Origin of the sequence: Flavonifractor sp. An92 (assembly GCF_002159175.1) — a bacterium.
GTDB lineage: Bacteria > Bacillota > Clostridia > Oscillospirales > Oscillospiraceae > Pseudoflavonifractor_A.
Genome location: NZ_NFGZ01000011.1, coordinates 72,598 through 86,298, shown reverse-complemented (window position 1 = coordinate 86,298; position 13,701 = coordinate 72,598). Strand labels below are relative to the sequence as shown.

Annotated in this window: 13 protein-coding genes; 7 read left to right on the top strand and 6 right to left on the bottom strand. The window is 64.1% G+C overall.

Annotation, left to right across the window (positions count from 1 at the left end):
- The gene (locus tag B5G43_RS09525) at positions 1 to 228 is read left to right on the top strand and encodes a helix-turn-helix transcriptional regulator (protein ID WP_087260641.1); all 228 of its coding nucleotides are present in this window, start codon (positions 1 to 3) and stop codon (positions 226 to 228) included.
- Entirely contained in the window at positions 218 to 1,039 is an 822-nt protein-coding gene (locus B5G43_RS09520; protein WP_087260639.1) for a hypothetical protein, read from the top strand. Before B5G43_RS09525 ends, B5G43_RS09520 begins: the two co-directional genes overlap by 11 nt.
- 57 nt (positions 1,040 to 1,096) lie before the next feature.
- Here the strand turns inward: B5G43_RS09520 and B5G43_RS09515 are convergent, their stop codons facing one another.
- The 4 genes from B5G43_RS09515 to B5G43_RS09500 all read right to left on the bottom strand — a co-directional run bounded on the left by B5G43_RS09515 (position 1,097) and on the right by B5G43_RS09500 (position 5,901).
- Positions 1,097 to 1,357, bottom strand: a complete 261-nt coding sequence (locus tag B5G43_RS09515) for an HPr family phosphocarrier protein (RefSeq protein ID WP_087260636.1) — start codon at positions 1,355 to 1,357, stop codon at positions 1,097 to 1,099.
- Positions 1,358 to 1,383: 26 nt separating this feature from the next.
- The gene (locus tag B5G43_RS09510; RefSeq protein WP_087260634.1) at positions 1,384 to 2,229 is read right to left on the bottom strand and encodes a PRD domain-containing protein; all 846 of its coding nucleotides are present in this window, start codon (positions 2,227 to 2,229) and stop codon (positions 1,384 to 1,386) included.
- Between the two features lie 28 nt (positions 2,230 to 2,257).
- Complete coding sequence (locus B5G43_RS09505) at positions 2,258 to 4,399, bottom strand: PTS transporter subunit IIABC (protein WP_087260632.1); 2,142 nt, start codon at positions 4,397 to 4,399, stop codon at positions 2,258 to 2,260.
- 299 nt (positions 4,400 to 4,698) lie between these two features.
- Positions 4,699 to 5,901, bottom strand: a complete 1,203-nt coding sequence (locus B5G43_RS09500; protein WP_087260629.1) for a 5-bromo-4-chloroindolyl phosphate hydrolysis family protein — start codon at positions 5,899 to 5,901, stop codon at positions 4,699 to 4,701.
- 345 nt (positions 5,902 to 6,246) lie between these two features.
- On the opposite strand from B5G43_RS09500, the gene B5G43_RS09495 reads away from it, so the two are divergent.
- Together B5G43_RS09495 and B5G43_RS09490 are read left to right on the top strand one after the other, a co-directional pair.
- Entirely contained in the window at positions 6,247 to 8,073 is a 1,827-nt protein-coding gene (locus B5G43_RS09495) for a VanW family protein (RefSeq protein WP_087260627.1), read from the top strand.
- 69 nt (positions 8,074 to 8,142) lie between these two features.
- Positions 8,143 to 8,823: a DUF2461 domain-containing protein gene (locus B5G43_RS09490; RefSeq protein ID WP_087260626.1), complete on the top strand. Its 681-nt coding sequence runs from the start codon at positions 8,143 to 8,145 to the stop codon at positions 8,821 to 8,823.
- A gap of 45 nt (positions 8,824 to 8,868) precedes the next feature.
- On the opposite strand, the gene B5G43_RS09485 is transcribed toward B5G43_RS09490, so the two are convergent.
- A complete protein-coding gene (locus B5G43_RS09485) occupies positions 8,869 to 9,624 on the bottom strand; it encodes a polysaccharide deacetylase family protein (RefSeq protein WP_087260624.1) in 756 nt (251 codons plus the stop codon).
- 72 nt (positions 9,625 to 9,696) lie between these two features.
- Positions 9,697 to 10,518: an SH3 domain-containing C40 family peptidase gene (locus B5G43_RS09480; RefSeq protein WP_087260622.1), complete on the bottom strand. Its 822-nt coding sequence runs from the start codon at positions 10,516 to 10,518 to the stop codon at positions 9,697 to 9,699.
- An 87-nt stretch (positions 10,519 to 10,605) separates the two neighbouring features.
- Between B5G43_RS09480 and B5G43_RS09475 the strand changes: the two genes are divergently transcribed.
- From B5G43_RS09475 to pstC, 3 genes are all read left to right on the top strand, one after another.
- The gene (locus tag B5G43_RS09475) at positions 10,606 to 11,595 is read left to right on the top strand and encodes a WYL domain-containing protein (RefSeq protein WP_087260619.1); all 990 of its coding nucleotides are present in this window, start codon (positions 10,606 to 10,608) and stop codon (positions 11,593 to 11,595) included.
- A 223-nt stretch (positions 11,596 to 11,818) separates the two neighbouring features.
- Entirely contained in the window at positions 11,819 to 12,703 is an 885-nt protein-coding gene (locus B5G43_RS09470) for a phosphate ABC transporter substrate-binding protein (RefSeq protein WP_087260617.1), read from the top strand.
- Between the two features lie 97 nt (positions 12,704 to 12,800).
- Positions 12,801 to 13,700: a phosphate ABC transporter permease subunit PstC gene (pstC, locus tag B5G43_RS09465; protein WP_242960523.1), complete on the top strand. Its 900-nt coding sequence runs from the start codon at positions 12,801 to 12,803 to the stop codon at positions 13,698 to 13,700.
- Position 13,701 lies beyond the last annotated feature (1 nt).

Sequence of the window (13,701 nt, the reverse complement as noted above, 5' to 3'; positions counted from 1 at the left end):
ATGGCAATCACCGTCCATTTGAGTGAAATGCTGCGCAAGCGGGGCATGACCGCCAAAGAGCTGTGCGCCAAGGTGGGTATCACCGAGGCCAACCTCTCCATCCTCCGCAGCGGCAAAGCCAGCGGCGTGCGCTTCCACACCATCAACCGCATCTGTTACTATCTGGACTGCGACGTGGGGGACCTGCTCCACTTCGACGGACGACTGGAGGACGACGATGAGACGTAACTTTCTGCTGCTCCCCCTGTTCCTGGCCGGTATCCTGCTCCTCAGCGCGGTCTCTCTGGCCCGGCCGGAGCCGGAGGGCTATGAGGACCGCTTTGTGGGCTTCCACATCGTGAACGACTCCCACTCCGCTTCCCTCCCCGACTACGAGGACGGCAACTGGAGCTCTTATGCCGGGAAGCGGGTCCTCTGGGGCGTGAAAAACGGCGACTACTATGAATTTCCCGGATTGCCGGGCAAAAACTGCTTCCTGGAGTGGCTCTATGAGGGCGGCGAACCCTGTCTCAGCTCCTGCTCCCAGCTGGCGGACACCTACCTCACCATGGGAGACAAGCAGTCCATCACCGCCACCCTCTACTCCTCCGCCGAACTGCTGCGCTTTTTCCGGGTGTACCAGACCGCCGACGGGCGGATCTACCTGGACGGCAGCGGCAACGGGTATTCCGGCGCCGGCGACGGCTTCGCCGTCACGGAGGACCGGACCTGGACCGAGCGGACCGGGGACGCCATTACCCGGGAGGAGTCCTTCCACATCGAGGTAGCGGTGAAGGAGCCTCCGGCCGTCGTGGAGGCCGCCGTGAAGTGCTTCGGCGCGGAGGACACCTTGCTGGAGGAGCAGATTTTCGACGGCAGCGGCGAGGGCGCCGAGGTGGTGCTCCCCGCCGGAACCGCCTGGGTCCTGGTGGAGGAGCGCACGGCGGAGGGCGCCGTGGCGCGCACTGTCCACACCCCCGGCGATGAAGAAGACACCCACACAGTCTGGTTCCCCGACGGGGTCTTTTACCGCCCCTTTGTCCTGACCTTTGCCCGATAAACGCAAAAATGCCGGGCCTTCCCCGCGGGGAAGGCCCGGCATTTTATCAAGCCTGGATTACAGGTTCTCCTTCAGGAACGCCTCGGCAGCGGCGATGGCGGCGTCCTCCTGGGGGCCGTTGGCGGCCACGACGACCTCGTCGCCCTGCTTCACGGCCAGGCCCATCAGCTTCATCAGCTGGCTGGCCTTCACGGTCTTATCGCCCTTGGAGATGGTGATCTCGGTGTCGGCGAAGGGCTTCAGAGCCTTGACGAACATGCCGGCGGGACGGGCGTGGATGCCCAGGGGATCCTGGATCACATAGCGAAACTCTTTCATTGTCTTTCCTTCCTTTTCTGTGGAATTTATTCTGCCTGCGGGGCGTGGCCCTGCAATTCGAATACGCGTTCAATGTGCATGGCCAGATAGCCGATCTCCCCCTCGTCCACCGTCTGCTTGAGGGAGTCCCCCAGGTGGCGGCAGATTTCCGCGGCGATGGCAAAGGCCCTGGGGTAGGATTCCCGCATAAAGCGGTTGACATCCATACTCAGCTTCTCGCCCTTCAGGATGCGGGCGGCCATATACTTGATATGGGTCATCAGGCGGTTATAGGAGAGGGATGCGGTGTCGATGGTCATTCCCGTCTCCCGCTGGACCAGCTCCACGCACTCCCGGACCAGGGCGGCCATCTGCATGGCCTGGGAGACCCGCATGGCGTCCAGGGAGGAGTGGATGTGCAGGGCGATATAGCCCAGCTCGTCCTCGCTGAAGTCCAGGCCGGTGGCCTCCCGGATCAGGTCATGTCCCACCCGGGCCACGGCGTACTCCTCCGGGAAGAGGGCCTGGATATCAGCGGTGAGGGGGTTGCTGATGGGTTCGTTTTTGCGGATACGCTCGGCGGCGTAGGCAATGTGGTCCGCCAGGGGCAGCAGGATGCTGGTGTCGATCTCCCCGAATTTGCTCCGGGCGGCCTGGACGATGCCGTTGGCCACATCCAGATACACCGGGTCGATGCGCTTGACCAGATCCTTGGGATCTCCGCGCCCCTGCTGCACCAGCAGATACACCGTGACCTCGGAGGAGAAGGTGGTGCGCTCGCCCACCTTGCGGCCGAAGCCCACGCCCTTCCCCAGGACCAGTTTCTCCTGGTGATCCTCGGTATCAAAAGCCAGGACCGTATTGTGATTCAGGACCTTGGTGACGCGATACACGGGATCTCCCCCTTATTGTGATATCAGATCAGGACTCGTAAATATCCAGAGCCAGCAGATCCTCGCCGGGCCGGACATGGCCGGTCTTGAGGACGCGCAGCTCCTGGTTATCCTCCAGGGTGGTGAAAAGCACCGGGGTGGACAGGGAGGGCACCTTGTCCCGGATGGCGTCCAGGTCCACCTCCAGCAGAGGCTGGCCCTTCTTCACCTCGTCGCCCTCGCTGACCAGGGCGCGGAAGCCCTCGCCCTTGAGCTCCACGGTGTTGATGCCCACATGGATCAGCATCTCGATGCCGTCCTCCAGCTCCAGGCCGATGGCGTGGCGGGTATCGAAGATGAAGCCCACCTTGGCGTCGCAGGGGGCCACGACCACGCCCTCGCAGGGCACGACAGCCGCGCCGTCGCCCATCATCTTCTCGGCAAAGGCCTCATCGGGGCAGTTGCTCACCGGGCCGGCCTCGCCGTTGAGGGGGCTGCCCACCACGATGGTGCGCAGCAGGGCGCCGTGCTTCTTCTCCTCCGCGGGAGCCGCGTCGGCGCTCTCGCCGGACGCAATGGCAGGAGCGGCCTCAGCCGCCGCGCCGCTCTTGAGGTAATCCTCCAGATTGGCCTTGATGATGTTGACCTGAGGTCCGTAGACCACCTGCACACCCTGACCCTTCAGGATGACGCCGGCGGCGCCGGAGCTCTTCAGGACGTTCTGGTCCACCTTGCTGCCGTCGTGGACGGTGACGCGCAGGCGGGTGGCGCAGCAGTCCACATCCTGGATGTTGGCCGCGCCGCCCAGGCCCTGGGCGATGATGGGGGAGACGGTGTCGCCGCCCTTGCCGCCGGCCTCGCCGTTCTTGCGGGCGTTGTAGTCGGCCTTGGTGTAGAGCTTGGTCTCCGCGCTGCCCTCTTCACGGCCGGGGGTCTTGAAGTCGAACTTCTTGATGAGGAAGGTAAAGACGAAATAGTAAGCCAGGAAGAAGATGATACCCAGCGGGATGATCATGAGCCAGCCGGTCTTGTCGTTGCCCTGCAGGATGCCGAACAGCGCCAGGTCGATGAAGCCGCCGGAGAAAGTCAGGCCCACGGTGATGTTCAGGATGTGGCAGAGCATATAGGCAAGGCCCGCGAACACGGCGCTGATGCCGAAGAGCACGGGAGCCACGAAGAGGAAGGAGAACTCCAGAGGCTCGGTGATGCCGGTGATGATGCTGGTGAGGGCCGCAGACAGGAGAAGGCCGCCCACCTGCTTCTTCCGCTCAGGCTTGGCGCAGCGGTACATGGCCAGCGCCGCTCCGGGGAAGCCGAAGATATACAGGACAAACTCGCCGGTGAAGCACCAGGTGCCGGCCGTGGAGAAGTGGGTCACGGTGGGGTCCGCCAGCTGGGCGAAGAAGATGTTCTGGGCGCCGGACACCATCTGACCAGCCACCTCCATGGTGCCGCCCACGGCGGTCTGCCAGAAGGGCAGGTAGAACACGTGGTGCAGGCCGAAGGGGATCAGCAGACGCTTGATCATACCGAAGAGGAAGGTGCCGAAATAGCCGGAGCTGTACACGAAGTAGCCCAGGGCGTTGATGCCGCTCTGGATGGGCTGCCAGACGAAGAACATCAGGATACCCACCAGGGCGTACACCACGGTGCTGATGATGGGGACGAACCGGGTGCCGCCGAAGAAGGAAACCACCTGGGGCAGCTGGATCTTATAGAACTTGTTGTGCAGGGCCGCCACGCCCAGGCCCACGATGATGCCGCCGAAGGCGCCCATCTGCAGGGAGGTGATGCCCAGCACCGAGGCGGTGGAGCCCTCCAGCAGATTGTCCACGCCGCCGGTGAGCTTGATCATGGCAGAAATGCCCGAGTGCATCACCAGGAAGGACACAGCGGCGGCCAGAGCGGCCACCTCCTTCTCCGCCCGGGCCATACCGATGGCCACGCCGATGGCGAAGATGAGGGGCAGGTTGTCAAAAATGACGCTGCCGCAGCTGTTCAGAACGGAGAAAATGAAATAAGGGATGGTGCCCGGGCCCATCAGGTTCGTCAGCCCATAGGTGGCCAGGGTGGTCTCATTGGTGAAGGAGCTGCCCAATCCCAGGAGCAGGCCCGCCACCGGCAGGATCGCAATGGGGAGCATAAAGGAACGCCCGACCCGCTGCAATACGCCAAACACTTTGTCTTTCATCGCGCTACCTCCTTAGCATTTATAGCATCGGTCAGATCTTTTGCGCGGAAACAAAAAAACACTAACCGAAAACTATTACAATACACAGCATTCCCGTTACTGTAATGGTTATCAAGGTTAGTGCCTGCGGACCAGTTACACACCTTTATTCATTTTTACCGCTATTACTGTACCATACCCCCGATTTCCTGTCAACGCACTTTTTCAGTTTTGGCGCTTTCCACGATTCCCCCGCCCCATTTTTGGGCGCTTCGCCCATAAGAAGGGCGCGGCGGACCAGGTCCGCCGCGCCTGATGACTCATCCGTTGAGGGTCATGCCCTCCCACTGCTGGGAGAGGCCGTCCTTTTCCAGCATCTGCTCCAGCACCTGCACATCGGTGGTGATGTCCATGGCCTCATTCTCAAAGAGGCGGTCCAGCTGCTTCTCATAGCCCTCCACCACCTTGTCCATCATGCCCTCGATGCGCACTTTGGCAGCGGTGATGTTGGCGCCCTCCACGCCCTGCTCCTCCATCTGGGCATAGGCATTGAGGATCTTCAGAGTGGTGGGCAGGTAATAGTTGAGGAAGGTGCGCAGCTGTCCGGCCTTGGCCGGATTCTTCTTCTGATAGGCGAAGATCTTGCGGGTGATCTCCTCGATGCGGTCGATCTTCCGGCTCATCTCCTCGTCCTCGATGGCGTCGTTCACCGCACGGATCTGGGCCAGGATGCGGGCATCTTCCCCCTCCGTGTCGCTCTTGGGCTCCGGGGTCTCCGGCTCAGAGCGCAGGCCCTCGTCGGTGAGGATCAGCCGCCCGCTACCCATATCCAGGTAGCCCATGGGCAGGATTCCCTTGTCCAGCATCTCCTGCAGGTCGTCGCAGGCGGTGTGCATGGGCACCGGCATGGCCTGGGCCAGGGTCTCCACCCAGATGGACTCCTGCCGCCCGATGAGGGCCAGGTATTTGCGGAAGCGCTTCTCCTTCCGGCTGCGGGAGAGGCCCACGCTCAGCAGCACCAGACCCACGCCGCACAGGCCCAGGGGGATAAAGATGTCCTCCAGGCTCCACCAGCTGTACCCGTGGAGGATGTTGTCCACCAGATTGACCAGCGAGGCGAAGCTGATAAAGCCGAACATGCCCGCCAGCACGCCGCCGCCGATGATAAGCCCGCGGCCCTGGCCGCTGTGCTTGGCCGCGGGAGCGGGCGCCGCGGTCCGGGTGGGCGGCACCGGCTGCCGGCGCACCACCTGACGGCGGGTGGGCGCGCTGTCCCGGCGGTAGACGGTCCCGCTCTGGCGCACGCCCTGGGTGCCGGGCTCCTGCCGGGTCTGGCGGCTCTGCCACTCCTCCTGCTGCCGGATGTCATAGGGATGGCGGCTGCCCGTCCGGCTGCTGCCGGAGCTCTGGGTCAGCTTGCGGAACAGCAGGAACAGTCCCACCGGCCAGAACACCACCAGCGCCACCACTACGATGATCCACGACATCAGTTCGTCATTCTTTTTGCCTTGATTCCCCGCCATATCGGGTCCTCCCCACTCTTGAAACTCGCGGTCCCGGCCTGTGCCGCACCGCTCACCTTGTAGGGTCAGTATAACACCGATCTTTTAAAGATCTGCTACATCTTTTCTTTAAATTTGGTGAAAATCTGTTTCCCATCCACACCGCCGGTCTATCCCCGCCGGTTGAGGAATATCATACCGCAAAACCGCGGCAAAGTAAAGACGTCCCACTGCGATGTAACCGTTCTGTAATTGCATTTCCGGGTGGAAGCCCCTATAATAAGGTCTGCAAACCGACGGTTTGCGAAGTACCCGAGGAAGCAGACATCCTCTGTCTGTGTATAGAGAGTTGGAGTTGATCGAATCATGGAACGAAAAACCGGAAAACGCGCGAAGCCCGCGCCCCGTCACGGCAAACTGGCCGTGATCGTCGTGCTGCTGGTGCTGGTGATCCTGGCCGGCGGCTATCTGGGGCTGTGCGCTTACGCCATGAGCAGCGATGCCATCTACCCCAGCACCAGCGCCGCCGGTGTGGACCTGGGCGGCCTGACCCAGGCCGAGGCCCGGGTGGAACTGGAGAAGGCGTTGGAGTCCTTCGCCGATGAGAGTGTCTCCTTCACCTGCGGCGGCAGCACCTTCACCGTCACCGGCAAGGACCTGACCCTGGACTACGACACCGTCATCACCCAGGCCTACTCGGTGGGCCGCCAGAGTTCCTTCCTGGCCGCCGGATGGAACTACCTGTCCGCCTTCTTCACCGCCACAGAGGTGGAGACCGGCCTCACCTTCGCCCAGACCCCCGCCGCCATCCTGGAGGCGGAGGAGCACATCACCAACCCCATGGTGGAGACCACCTACACCGTCACCGACACCACCCTGGACCTGACCAAGGGCACCACCGGGCAGGCCATCGACGTGGCCGCTCTGGAGGAGCAGATCCAGCAGCAGCTGGTGACCCTGGTCTCCGGCGAGGAAGTGGACACCGCCCCCATCGAGGTCCCGGTCACCACCGAGGAGCCCCCCGCCCTGGACCTCCAGGCCGTGTATGACGCGGTATACACCGAGCCCGCCGACGCCACTCTGGACAAGACCACCAAGGAGATCGTCCCCTCGGTGGACGGCGTCAGCTTTGACGTCGCCGCCGCCCAGACCGCGCTGGACGGCGCGGAGGAGGGCGAGACCGTCTCGGTCCCCCTGACCAAGACCGCCCCTGAGATCACCACCGCCAAGCTCAACGCCAACCTCTTCAAGGACGTGCTGGGCTCCGGCACCACCACCTGCGCCGGCCCCTCCAACCGGTGGTACAACATCGACCTGGCCGCTGACCGGGTCACCGGCACCATCCTTCTGCCCGGCGAGGTCTTTTCCTACAACGCCCTGGCCGGACCCTACACCAAGTCCAGCGGCTATAAGGCCGCCGGCACCTACCAGAACGGCCAGAGCATCGACGCCACCGCCGGCGGCATCTGCCAGCTGTCCTCCACCATCTACTGGGTGACCCTGAAGGCCAATCTGGAGACCGTCTCCCGCACCCAGCACGCCTTCAACAGCGGCTACATGCCCGTCATCGGCACCGACGCCACCGTGTGGAGCGACGTGACCGACTTCAAGTTCAAGAACAGCACCGATTATCCCATCAAGGTCGTGTGCTACCTGGACAGCAGCCACAAGCTCCACGTGACCATCTACGGCACCGACACCACCGGCATCCACGGTGAGCCGTACAGCGTCACCGTGTCCACCGTCCCCTACAAGAACACCTACAAGCCCGATTCCAGCATCCCCGTGGGCAGCGGCCCGGTGCGGGACACCAACTACTCCCGCTACAACGGCGTCACGGTGGATGTGTACCAGAAGCTGGTGGACAAGAACGGCAACACCGTCAGCACCACCTTCCTCTACCGCAACACCTATAAGGCGTCCAACGCGGTATACTATTATAACCCCGCCGATGCCGACCGGCTGGGCATCGACACCTCCACAGGCCTGATGACCAAGACGCCGGTGACCCCGACGCCGACACCTACTCCGACGCCCGTGGCCACACCGACCCCGACGCCGGCCGCGACTCCCACCCCGGCGGCCACGCCCACCCCGGCCGCGACGCCGACCCCCACGCCCACTCCGGCGGCACAGACGCCCGCGCCCAGTGAGGGCGGCGGCGTGGTCCTGCCTCCCGAGGCGGGGAACTGATCCCAACTGCTGTGAGCGCGGGTCCTGCGGGGCCCGCGCTCCTTTTTCTCAGTGAAAGGAGCTTCCACTTTGTTTCAAGGTTTTTCTGACGCCACCATCGACTTTATGTGGGGCATCCGCTTCAACAATGAGCGCACCTGGTTCCAGGCCCACAAGGAGGAGTACCTGACCCACTTCTACCAGCCCATGAAGGAGCTCTCTCTGGAGGTGTTCGACGCCTTCCAGGCCCGCCACGCCGTGCCCGGGCTGTGCTGCAAGGTCTCCCGCATCTACCGGGACGCCCGGCGGCTCCACGGCCGCGGCCCCTACAAGGACCATCTCTGGTGGTCCATGGAGCGCCCCGGGGAGGAGAGCTTCTCCGCCCGGCCGGTGTTCTGGTTCGAGCTGGAGCCCGAGGGCTGGTCCACCGGCCTGGGCTACTACTCCGCCACCCCCGCCACCATGGCCCGCTTCCGCGCCCGGCTGGACCGGGACCCCAAGACCTTCGCCGCCCTGGCCCGCAAGCTGGAGAAGCAGGACCGCTTTACCCTCCAAGGTGAGGACTACAAGCGCCCCAAGGGCACGCCTGCCCTCCCCATCCTGGAGCCCTGGTACAACAAGCGCTCCTTCTCCCTCATCCACGAGGAGCAGCACGGCCCCATCCTCCGCTCCCATGAGCTGGTGGACGAGCTGTTGGAGGGCTTTTCCTTCCTGCTGCCCTTCTACGAGTACTTTGTGAGCCTGGACGGCGACCCCGCCCCCAACGCCTGAGCCAAAACGCCCCCGGCAGACCTGTTGGTCCACCGGGGGCGTTTTTCAGGGATAGGCACAGCGGTAGCTGACGCCGTTTTCGGGTGTGATGTGCCGCTCGGCCAGAAGCTCCGACACGGTGACGAAATAGAACCCCCGCGCGTGGAGGGCGTCCACTGCCTGGAGGGCGGCCTCCACCGAGGAGGGAAAGATGTCGTGGAGGAGCAGGATGTCCCCGTCCCGGGCATGGCTGACCAGGTGATCCGCCACGGCGGCGGCATCCTCGGTGGCCCAGTCCTCCGGGTCCACCGACCAGAGGATGATGGGTCCCCCCGCGTTGGCCCGCACCGCCGGGTCGATGGCCCCGTAGGGCGGGCGCAGGGCGAAGTCGCTCCGCCCCAGGATGGAGGTGAGGAGCCGCCGGGTGCGCCCCACCTGGGCGTCGAAGTCGGCGTTGCTCAGCCCGGTGAGGGCGGAGACGTGGTCATAGGTGTGGATGCCGATCTGGTGGCCCTCGGCCTCCATCCGCTCCACCAGATCCTGGTTGTTTTCCACCCGCTGGCCCACCAGAAAGAAGGTGGCCTTCACCCCCCGCTGGGCCAGACCGTCCAGCAGGGCGGTGGTGGTGGAGCGCCGGGGCCCGTCGTCAAAGGTGAGGGCCAGCAGGCCCCCGCTGGGCGGGGCGGTGGGGGTAACCTCTACCTCCACCTCCGGGGCGGTACCGTCCGCGGGCACCGCCCCGCCGCTCCAGGCATATCCCCCCCACGCCAGCAGCACCAGCGCCGCCGCTCCCCCTGCCAGGATGCTCCGCTTTTTCACCATGACCCCGCCCTTTCTTCCACAGCTCCGCCTTAGTATGTGAAGAAACAGGGCATCTATGCGATTCCAATGCGATCAAAAATAACTGCCCACCGCCAGAAGCTGCCCGGCCAGGTCGGCCCGGTAGTCGGCTGCCGCGGGGTCCAGGCTGTTGATGACCACCGCCTCGTCCCCCTTCCGGCCGGTGGCGTGGACATAGCGCCCCTCCCCCAGGTAGAGGGCCACATGGCCGGGGAAATAGAGGAGGTCCCCCTTCGCCATCTGCTCCCGCGGGATGGGGTAGATGGGAAAATCCGGTTGGAGCTTGGCGTCCCGGAAGATGAGGATGCCGTGGATGAGATAGGTGAGGGACACCAGCCCGGAGCAGTCGATGCCCCAGGCGCTCTTGCCGCCCCAGAGGTAGGGCACCTTTAAAAAGTCCAGCGCCGCCCGCGCCAGAGACTCCCGCAGGTCGGGAAACTCCTCCGGGCGCACCTGCAGGGTACGGAGGGTGTGGTCCGGCAAAAAGCCCAGCGCGCCGTTGGCCGCCTCCACCATCTGCCAGCCCCACTCGTCCGGCTCTCCCCGACGGGTCACCGTGGCACCCCGGGGGAGCTGGTACACCGGCGCCTCCTCCGGGTGGGCGCCGCTGAGGAGGGTGGCCACCGGCGGAATCACCAGGGCCAGGTCCCCCTTCTGCCACTGTTCCACCCGGGCCGGGTCCTCCTCCAGGGAATCGGACAGGGTCCAGCCCTCGTAGCGGTAGGGGGTCCGTACCCTCCGCCAGCGGCCCCGGGCCTCCAGCACCTCCACCGCCATGCCGGAAAAGACCTGGTCCACCCGTTCCGGCTCCGGGGTTTCCTTGGTCATGGGGGCTGCAAACAGCCAGGCCAGGGCATCGCGCACGATCGCGGTCATATTCCTCACGCTCCTTTTCAATAGTACTTTTTATTGGACTGTTTTTGCGGTATACTTTCAACAACAAGACAGAAGGAGGCCGGTTCCATGGCCAGAAGCGCAAAACAGAAATTAAAGCTGCTCTATCTGCGCCAGCTCCTCCTGGAGCGCAGCGACGAGGAGCACCCCATCTCCACCCAGTCCCTCATCGACGCGCTGGAGCGGCAGGGGGTGGCCGCCGAGCGGAAGAGCATTTACCGGGACATGGCCGCCCTGGAGGAGTTCGGCCTGGACGTCCAGGGCCAGCGGGGCCGCCGGGCGGGCTGGTTCGTGGGGGAGCGGCTCTTTCAGCTCCCTGAGCTCAAGCTCCTGGTGGATGCGGTGCAGTCCTGCAAGTTCATCTCCCGCAGCAAGAGCCAGGACCTCATCCACAAGCTGGAGTCCCTGGCCAGCGTCCACCAGGCCCGGCAGCTCCAGCGCCAGGTGTACGTCACCGGCCGGTCCAAGACGGTGAACGAGTTGGTCTATTATACCATAGATCAGCTCCACACCGCCATCTCGGAGAACCGCGCGGTGACCTTCCGCTACTTTGACTACAATCTGCAGAAAACCCCCGTCTTTCGCCGGGATGGGAAGCGGTACACCGTCTCCCCCTACGGCCTCATCTGGGACAACTCCAACTACTACCTGGCCGGCTACGACCACGACCACGGCCAGCTGCGCCACTACCGGGTGGACAAGATGGCCGAGCTGGCCGTCACCGGCCTCCCCCGCGCCGGCGGGCGGGAGTACGCCTCCCTGGATATGGGAGCCTATGTGCAAAAGCACTTCGGTATGTTCAGCGGCCAGGAAGGCCAGGTCCGCCTGCGCTGCCACAACCGGCTCATCGGCGTCATCCTGGACCGCTTCGGCCTGGACGTCATCCTCATCCCCGACGGCGAGGAGCACTTTACCGTCACCGTCACCGCCGTGGTGAGCACGCAGTTTCTGGGCTGGCTCTTCGGTCTGGGGCCCGACGCCCAGCTCACCGGCCCTGACTGGGCGGTAGAGCGCTACCGCCAGCAGCTCGCCGATGTCTCCGCCGCCTGCACGCCCTGATCCCCTTCCCCGGCCCGGCCGGGTCTGCTCTTTACACAGGTTTTGTCTATTCTGTGGTAAAGAGTGGCCCGACCGGGCTCTTTTTTTGCACTCTGCCTCCACACTTTACACATCCTTTACATTTCTCTGCGAGACGACTTTACAATTCCTCGGCTATACTAGCAACGGTCCTGAGAGAGAGGACCGCGAAAAGAAACCGCTTGAATCTACAATGAAATGGAGAATGAAGACCATGAAACGCATTTCCACTCTTGTTCTGTCCGGTGTGCTCTGTCTCGGCCTGCTGGCCGGCTGCGGCGGCGGCACTGCCTCCCAGCCCTCCACCAACCCCAGCGACAGCGGCTCCACCCCCTCCGAGAACACCGCCACTCTGAGCGGCACCGTCAACACCGACGGCTCCACCTCCATGGAGAGCGTGGTCAAGGCTCTGGCTGAGGCCTTTATGGAGGCCAACCCCGACGTGACCGTCAACTACTCCGGCACCGGTTCCGGCACCGGCATCGAGTCCGCCACCGCCGGCACCTGCGACATCGGCCTGTCCTCCCGCGCCCTGAAGGACGAGGAGAAGAGCAACGGCGCTGTGGAGAACATCGTGGCTCTGGACGGCGTGGCCGTTGTGGTCAACCCCGCCAACGGCGTGGAGGACCTGACTGTGGAGCAGATCGCCCAGATCTTCACCGGCGAGATCACCAACTGGTCTGAGCTGGGCGGCGAGGACGGCCAGATCGCGGTCTTTGGCCGTGAGGCCGGCTCCGGCACCCGCGGCGCCTTCGAGGAGATCGTGGGCGTGGAGGATGCCTGCAAGTACACCAACGAGTACTCTTCCACCGGCGACGTCATCGGCAACGTGGCTTCCAACCCCAACGGCATCGGCTATGCCTCCCTGTCCGCGGTCAATGACACCGTGAAGGCCGTGAAGGTCGGCGGCGTGGCTCCCTCCGAGGCCACTGTTCTGGACGGTACTTACTCCATCCAGCGTCCCTTCGTCATGGTCACCAAGGAGGGCGCTGAGCTGTCCGAGGCTGCCCAGGCTTTCCTGGACTTCGCCATGAGCGCTGACGCTGCTGACATCATCGCCGCTGCCGGCGCTGTGTCCGCCAACGGCTAAGCTCCATCACCGAATGACCGAAAAAGCAAGTCCCCGGGAAGCCGGGGACTTGCTTTGAAATCTGTTTGTGAAAAAGGTTGGTTCTGATATGAAAGCAATGATTCCGGGGCGGAGCGGCAAGCTCTCCCCCAAGGAGGCGCTGGAGTGGATCATGAAGGTCCTCTTCCTGATCTGCGGCTTCATCGCCATCGCCTTCGTCCTGCTGATCACCGTCTATCTCGTCATCTCGGGCCTGCCCGCCATCCGGGAAGTGGGCCTGGTGGACTTCCTCTTCGGCACGCGCTGGGCCTCTACCGATCAAACGGACCCCGCCTACGGTATCCTGCCCTTCATTCTCACCTCCATCTACGGCACCGCCGGCGCCATCCTGCTGGGCGTGCCTCTGGGCTTCTTCATGGCGGTGTTCCTGGCCAAGGTGGCGCCCCCCAAGGTGGCCGCCGCCATCCGCCCGGCGGTGGACCTGCTGGCCGGTATCCCCTCGGTGGTCTACGGCCTGGTGGGCATGATGGTCCTCCTCCCCGCCATCCGGGAGACCTTCAACCTGGCCGCCGGCGACAGCCTGCTGGCCGCCATCATCGTCCTGGCCGTCATGATCCTCCCCTCCATCATCTCGGTGTCCGAGACCGCCCTGCGCGCGGTGCCCAAGGAGTATGAGGAGGCCAGCCTGGCCCTGGGGGCCACTGAACTGGAGACCTACTTCCGCGTCACCGCTCCCGCCGCCAAGAGCGGCATCGCCGCAGCCGTGGTGCTGGGCGTGGGCCGCGCCATCGGCGAGGCCATGGCCATCCTGATGGTGGCCGGCAACGTGGCCAACATGCCCTCCCTCTTCTCCAGCGTCAAGTTCCTCACCACCGCCATCGCCAGCGAGATGAGCTACGCCGCCGTGGGTTCCCTGCAGCGCAACGCCCTGTACTCCATCGGTCTGGTGCTCTTCCTGTTCATCATGTGCATCAACGTATTCCTCAATGTGTTCCTCAAGAGGGACAAGGAGGGTTAAG

Coding starts and splice junctions, on each gene's coding strand:
- B5G43_RS09500 (WP_087260629.1), bottom strand. CDS start 5,901: ATGGCGGGGAATCAAGGCAAAAAGAATGACGAACTGATGTCGTGGATC.
- pstC (WP_242960523.1), top strand. CDS start 12,801: ATGATTCCGGGGCGGAGCGGCAAGCTCTCCCCCAAGGAGGCGCTGGAG.
- B5G43_RS09505 (WP_087260632.1), bottom strand. CDS start 4,399: ATGAAAGACAAAGTGTTTGGCGTATTGCAGCGGGTCGGGCGTTCCTTT.
- B5G43_RS09495 (WP_087260627.1), top strand. CDS start 6,247: ATGGAACGAAAAACCGGAAAACGCGCGAAGCCCGCGCCCCGTCACGGC.
- B5G43_RS09525 (WP_087260641.1), top strand. CDS start 1: ATGGCAATCACCGTCCATTTGAGTGAAATGCTGCGCAAGCGGGGCATG.
- B5G43_RS09520 (WP_087260639.1), top strand. CDS start 218: ATGAGACGTAACTTTCTGCTGCTCCCCCTGTTCCTGGCCGGTATCCTG.
- B5G43_RS09470 (WP_087260617.1), top strand. CDS start 11,819: ATGAAGACCATGAAACGCATTTCCACTCTTGTTCTGTCCGGTGTGCTC.
- B5G43_RS09485 (WP_087260624.1), bottom strand. CDS start 9,624: ATGGTGAAAAAGCGGAGCATCCTGGCAGGGGGAGCGGCGGCGCTGGTG.
- B5G43_RS09480 (WP_087260622.1), bottom strand. CDS start 10,518: ATGACCGCGATCGTGCGCGATGCCCTGGCCTGGCTGTTTGCAGCCCCC.
- B5G43_RS09475 (WP_087260619.1), top strand. CDS start 10,606: ATGGCCAGAAGCGCAAAACAGAAATTAAAGCTGCTCTATCTGCGCCAG.
- B5G43_RS09515 (WP_087260636.1), bottom strand. CDS start 1,357: ATGAAAGAGTTTCGCTATGTGATCCAGGATCCCCTGGGCATCCACGCC.